The following is a 5,614-nucleotide window of genomic DNA, read 5'->3' as shown; positions in this document are numbered from 1 at the left end:
AAGCCCGCGCTGTACCCGTAGGGTCAGCGTCGGGAGGATGTCACTCTCTGCTTCGCTTTCCCCAATGTCTTCTCCCCATTCACTGGCGACCTTGCTATCTGATCCAGGGGATCCCTTGCCGATCCAGACTCCATCAACGGTCTCGGAATTGGCCGGAATCTTAAAGGAGTGCCAAGGGCGGAAAGTGCTGCCGCTGGGGCAGGGGAGCAAGTGGGGCTGGGCCCACTCTGTGGAGCCGGTGGATTTGGTTCTCAGCACGCGCGGCTTACGCCGGCTCATCGACCATGCGGCTGCTGATCTCACCGTCACGGTGGAAGCTGGCATGACTTTGGCGGAACTGCAACACATCTTGGCCGAGCGGGGGCAATGGTGGCCGGTGGATCCCCTCTATCCGGAGCGGGCTACCCTGGGGGGCATTATCGCCACTGCCGATACGGGTTCTCTGCGCTGGCGTTACGGCGGGATCCGCGACTTGCTGCTGGGCATAGCCTGGGTGCGGGCGGATGGGGAAGTGGCCAAAGCGGGCGGGCGGGTTGTCAAGAATGTTGCTGGCTATGACCTGATGAAGCTGTTCACTGGATCCTTGGGCAGCCTAGGAATTTTGACCCAGGTGAGCCTACGGCTTTACCCGTTGCCGGCAGCTCAGTCTACTTTGCTGGCCATAGGATCTTTGCCGGAGCTGGAGGTTTTGTGTCGGCAGGTGCTGACCGGCCCCGTTAACCCTGTGGGGGTGGATCTCTGGCTAAGGGCAGAGGGATCCCAAGTTTGGCTCAGCTTTCACGGCTCGGAGCGAGCAATCGCCCAACAGATGGCCCAAACGCGGCGGCTGGCCCCTGCAGGGCTGACTTTGCAGGAAGTGAATCCCGACTCTCTGTCCCTGCCTCAACCCGGCTCAGGGGCGGTGCTGGCCAAGTTCGGGTGCCTGCCCAATCAGAGCCTGGCAACATTGGAGCAGTTTCAAACCCTATTCCCTGGGGCTCAGGTGCAACTGCACCGAGGCTGTGGGCTAGGGCGGGCTTGGCTGGTTCAGCCAGAAGTGGGATCCCTGATGCAACTGCAGCGCTACCTCAAGTCTGCGGGCGGATTTCTCCTGCTTCTGGAGGCGCCGCCGGCTCTGAAGAAGGCTCTTGCCCATGACTTTGGCCCGGTTGCCAGCCTAATGCGCAAGCTGAAGCAGCAATTTGACCCTGCCGGCACCTTCAGCCCCAGCTTGATATAGGCACTGCCCCTGTCACCGCTCCTTCCCCGGGATCCCTCTGGCCAAACGTCTTGTTCCGGTGCATGATAGATCTATAAGAAATTGAAACATTTCTTAACATCATTTCTCAGTATCTCAGCGTCAAAGCTAGGAGAGGGATCAGCATGAGCATCGAGTGGCAGCGGATACTCCGCGTTGGGGTGGGCTTTTGCCTTGGGCTGTTGATTGCGGTGGGCGGGGGATCCCTGACCTGGGCGCAACCTGCCCTGCCGGTGGTGCCGATGGAGCTGCCTCAGCCGCCTGTGCCGGTCTTGGACTTAGCGGATCAGTTGACCAGCAATCAGGAAGCTCAACTGGCCCAGCATCTGAACAAGTTAGAGCAAGACACCGGCTGGAAGCTGCGGGTGCTGACTCAGTTCGACCAAACACCGGGTCGTCAGGTGAAGGAATACTGGGGCTTGAATGAGCGCAGCGTTCTGATGGTGGCGGATCCCAGGGGGGGCAACTTGCTGGCGTTTAATGTAGGGGATGCTGTGCGCGAGATCTTGCCACGTACCTTTTGGATTGAGCTGCAATCTCGCTTTGGCAACCAATTCTATGTGCGGGAGCACGGCACCCACCGCGCCATCTTAGAGACCGTTGATGTCTTGGATCGCTGCTTTCATCAGGGGGGCTGCCGCGTGGTGCCCGGCCTGCCTCAAGAGCAGTGGATCCTGACGCTGGTGACCTCGATTTTGGGGGGGATTGTCCTTGGGTTTGCCGGCAAGCCCCGCCATGCGGAGGAGCTGTTTAACTGGCGTTGGGCCTTGCTCATTTCTCCCCTGTGGTTCATTTTGTTCGGGGCTTTCGGTATCGGCCCGGTGGTCACACGTACTCAGGATTGGATCCCGGTCTTGCGCAACGTCTTGGGGTTTCTGGCAGGGGCTTTGGTGATCTACCTGGCTCCCATTGCTCGCCCGGCAGTGGATCAGCAGTAGCTGACTCGTGAAGTCGGCTGGGCGTCCTTCCCTGCGAGCCCCAGTTCGCAGGGGACAAATGCTAGAATCGGTGAGCAGAAATTGCTGGTGTAGCTCAGTTGGTAGAGCACTCGACTTGTAATCGAGCGGTCGTCAGTTCGAATCTGACCATCAGCTTCTGGTGCCATGGAACTTGGCTCTGCTGTCTCCTCTCGCTGAAGCCGAACTCAGCTTCTACACTGGTGGTTAGATCGGCCTCAGCGGGAGCCCTGGGCCTTACCGGCAAAAGGCCAAGGCCGATCCTTGCTCAGTTTGGCATACCTACTCAGCCGATTGGGTTGTTCTCCTGATTCTTCTTGGATGTCTATGTCCGGTCTCCCAGCCGCTACGGTTCGTCGATTGCAAAAGCTGCCCCAGGTGCCCTCCGTGTGGGAAGGGGATCGCCACAAGCTCTCAGGATCGCCACCCATGGGATCCCAAACGGAAGGGGAGTGCATTCTTTGGGTAGATGGCGTTCAGGGCGTGGTACGGGCCATGGAGGTGGTGCCCGCCGGTTCTGGCTTTGAGCCGATGGTGCGAACCTTGATTGTGGCCATGGAGCGGCCCCATGCTGCCTCACCTGCTCGCCCCCAGAAGATCATCGTGCGGGATCGAGAGGTGCAATTTTTCTTGCGCGGCATTCTGCACCAGCTGGACATCAAGGTGGAATGCCAGCCGGAATTGCCTCTGATCGATGAGATCCTTCAGAGCTTTGAAGAGGCCAACGAACGGATCCCTCCCCCTCTGCCGGAACACTATGTTGAGTTGCTGGCCGGCAAAGCCCTTACCCTCTGGCGAGATGCTCCCTGGGATTACCTAGAGGATCACCAAATCTTGGCCATCGACCTAGATCACTGGGACATCCAAACCCTTTATGTCTCGGTGATGGGGCGGTTGGGTATGGAGTATGGGGTGCTTTTTTATCGCTCGCTGCCCTCTCTTAAACAGTTTCGCCAGGATGCGGGCCAGCCGGATACTCCCGAAGAGATGGAGGAAGCCTTCCTCAGACAAGATTGTCTCTATCTCACATTCCAAGCTCGCAATCCTGAACTTAACGAACTGCCGGATCTGGACTTGGCAGATTTGGATCCTGAGGAAATTGAGCCGAACTTCGGCACCATTCACCCCCTGGAAGGCTTGCGCGTGACTTTGCAGGAGGATGAGGCGGCGGCCTTATCGGTGGCCCTGGAAGCCTTGCATCGCTTCTTCAAGCAGTACCACCGCAAGCTGGAAGATGACTTTCGACCCTATCAAGGTCGGTACCGCATTCCCAACCCCCAAGAGAAGGGAGCAACCCTTTCGGTGCAGGTGCGCACTCTGCCGGACGTGGCTGAAGAGCTGCTGCAGCTGGAAGGGGAGGAGGAAGAACCTGCCCAAACCCTGCTGCGGGATGATTTGGTGCCGGAAGGGGCGCAGATAGGTCTGGGGGTCTTGCCGTGGACAACGGTGGAAATGCTGCGGCGCACGGGGCAATGGCATCCCCTCCCCCAAAGCAAGCTGGTGAAAAATGGAGAAGGGCTGCCGGTGGTGATTGTGCGCACCTCTCGATCAAAAGCAAAGCAGCTCATCGAGAATTTGCGTGGGGAAGGTGGGCCACAAGGCGTTTGTTTCAACACAGGGGTGGATCCCTTCGATGGCGATCGCTACGACTTGGAAATTGTGCAAACGGGCAATCGCGATCTGCACCTGTTTGGAGAGTTTCCCGAAGATGATCCCGTTCACTCCATGGCTCGCAAGCGCTGGGAGCGGCGTTGCCGGGATACGGGTGGCTATTGCGGCTTGGTGGTGGCGATGGGGGTGAATTCTACGGGCCCAGAGCTGCAAGTGCGCCACATTCTGGCCTTGTTTGAGATGCAGGCTTTGAACCCAACGGGACTGGGACTGGGGCCGATGGTGCGGATTAGCCGACAATTGCACTTGCCTTGACCGTCCAGATGGAGGCAGGTTAGGTGCTACCGGTAACCTGGGCAACTTTCTCCCAGCCGGGATCCCTTCTTTCTATCTCTGGCAGGTTTACCGGGCGGTGATTCGGTTTTTCCAGGGATCCACGCTATCTTGGCTCTGGTTCTCTCCTGGGTGCTGACCGGCAAAATAGCTCGACAAAGCATCTCGACAAAGCATACAGTGGCCCTATCATCTGGGGGCTCTGGTATTGACCCTCAGTTTTTGGCAAGTGCTTGGAGTTTAGGGCAAGGGATCCCAAGTATCCTGCCGCCGCAGGGTAGCTTGTCGCAGCCGAGCCAAGTTGGCCGATCCAGTGCAAAAGGCAACAATGCGCAGCTCCTCGATCACGGCGCGAAAGGTGTCCACCACTGCCTGCATCTGTCCTTGGGAGACGGCGTGTAAAGCGGGGGCGGCCATACCCACCACATCGGCTCCCAGACGGATAGCTTTGGCCGCGTCGATGCCATTGCGGATGCCGCCGCTGGCCACCAGGGGTAAGTCCGGCAGCAGGCGACGAATTTCCAGCAGGGACAAAGCCGTTGGGATCCCCCAGTCCCTGAAGCTGTGGGCAATGCGTTTTTTGAGAGCATCTGTTTGGCGATGGGCCTCCACCTCGCTCCAACTGGTGCCGCCCGCCCCCGCCACATCCAGGGCTGCCACGCCGCATTCGGCCAGCTGCTGGGCTACTTTGGCACTGAGGCCATTGCCCACTTCCTTCACCACCACCGGCACCGGTAACTGCGCCACCAACCGTTCGATGCGGCCATACAATCCACGCCAGTCGGGATCCCCTTGGGGCTGAACCGCCTCCTGGAGAGGATTGAGGTGCAGAATCAGCGCATCCGCCTCGATCATCTCCACCGCCCGTCGCGCCTGCTCCAACCCATAGCCGTAGTTGAGCTGAACGGCACCCAGGTTGGCCAGCAGCAGAATATTCGGGGCCACTTGGCGCACCTGGTAAGTCCGGGCCAGCTCTGGATGTTCCAAGGCTGCCCGCTGGGATCCCACCCCCATGGCAATACCCAACTGTTGGGCAGCGGCGGCCAGTTGTCGGTTTAGCTCATGGGCAGCCTCTGTTCCCCCCGTCATGCTGCTGATGAGCAGGGGTGCCTGTAGGCGTTTTCCCAAGAATTCGCAGCTTAGGTCGATCTCCGGCAACAGCAGCTCCGGCAGCGCCACATGCTCAAAGAAAAACCGCTCAAACCCGGTGCGGATCCCTTTGGCAGCCACATCCTGCTGCAGAACAATGTCCAGGTGATCCTGTTTGCGCTCGGAAATGGGGGGGAGAGAATTGGCCATCGCGTCAGCAGTGCAGAGCCCTTTGGTCTTGGTAGAGATTGTCAGTCTATAACGCCGTGCGCTGCCAAAGGCGAACAGCATTGCCCGTTCGCGCTAGCGGGACGGAGTCCAAGGTGACTCGCTATCTACTGGGACAGCGGTGCGGTTCCCGGTAGGGTGCCGGAGGCATAGCACTGTC

4 protein-coding genes and 1 tRNA gene are annotated in these 5,614 nt (G+C 59.2%); 4 read left to right on the top strand and 1 reads right to left on the bottom strand.

Annotation, left to right across the window (positions count from 1 at the left end):
- Positions 1-115 precede the first annotated feature (115 nt).
- The 4 genes from NW843_RS08830 (at position 116) to NW843_RS08815 (ending at position 4,119) form a co-directional block, all read left to right on the top strand.
- On the top strand, positions 116-1,219 hold the full coding sequence (locus NW843_RS08830) for an FAD-binding oxidoreductase (protein WP_414522707.1): 1,104 nt from the start codon (positions 116-118) through the stop codon (positions 1,217-1,219).
- 260 nt (positions 1,220-1,479) lie between these two features.
- Complete coding sequence (locus NW843_RS08825; RefSeq protein WP_414351270.1) at positions 1,480-2,175, top strand: TPM domain-containing protein; 696 nt, start codon at positions 1,480-1,482, stop codon at positions 2,173-2,175.
- Between the two features lie 83 nt (positions 2,176-2,258).
- A tRNA-Thr gene (locus NW843_RS08820) sits at positions 2,259-2,331 on the top strand.
- Positions 2,332-2,520: 189 nt separating this feature from the next.
- Positions 2,521-4,119: a DUF6930 domain-containing protein gene (locus NW843_RS08815; RefSeq protein WP_414522706.1), complete on the top strand. Its 1,599-nt coding sequence runs from the start codon at positions 2,521-2,523 to the stop codon at positions 4,117-4,119.
- A gap of 258 nt (positions 4,120-4,377) precedes the next feature.
- Here the strand turns inward: NW843_RS08815 and fni are convergent, their stop codons facing one another.
- Positions 4,378-5,436, bottom strand: coding sequence for a type 2 isopentenyl-diphosphate Delta-isomerase (gene fni, locus NW843_RS08810; RefSeq protein ID WP_414522705.1), 1,059 nt, complete (start codon positions 5,434-5,436; stop codon positions 4,378-4,380).
- Positions 5,437-5,614: the final 178 nt, after the last annotated feature.

Source organism: Synechococcus sp. R5-12 (assembly GCF_047502655.1).
Taxonomy (GTDB): Bacteria; Cyanobacteriota; Cyanobacteriia; order Thermostichales; family Thermostichaceae; genus Thermostichus.
This window is presented reverse-complemented; position numbering and strand designations above follow the sequence as displayed.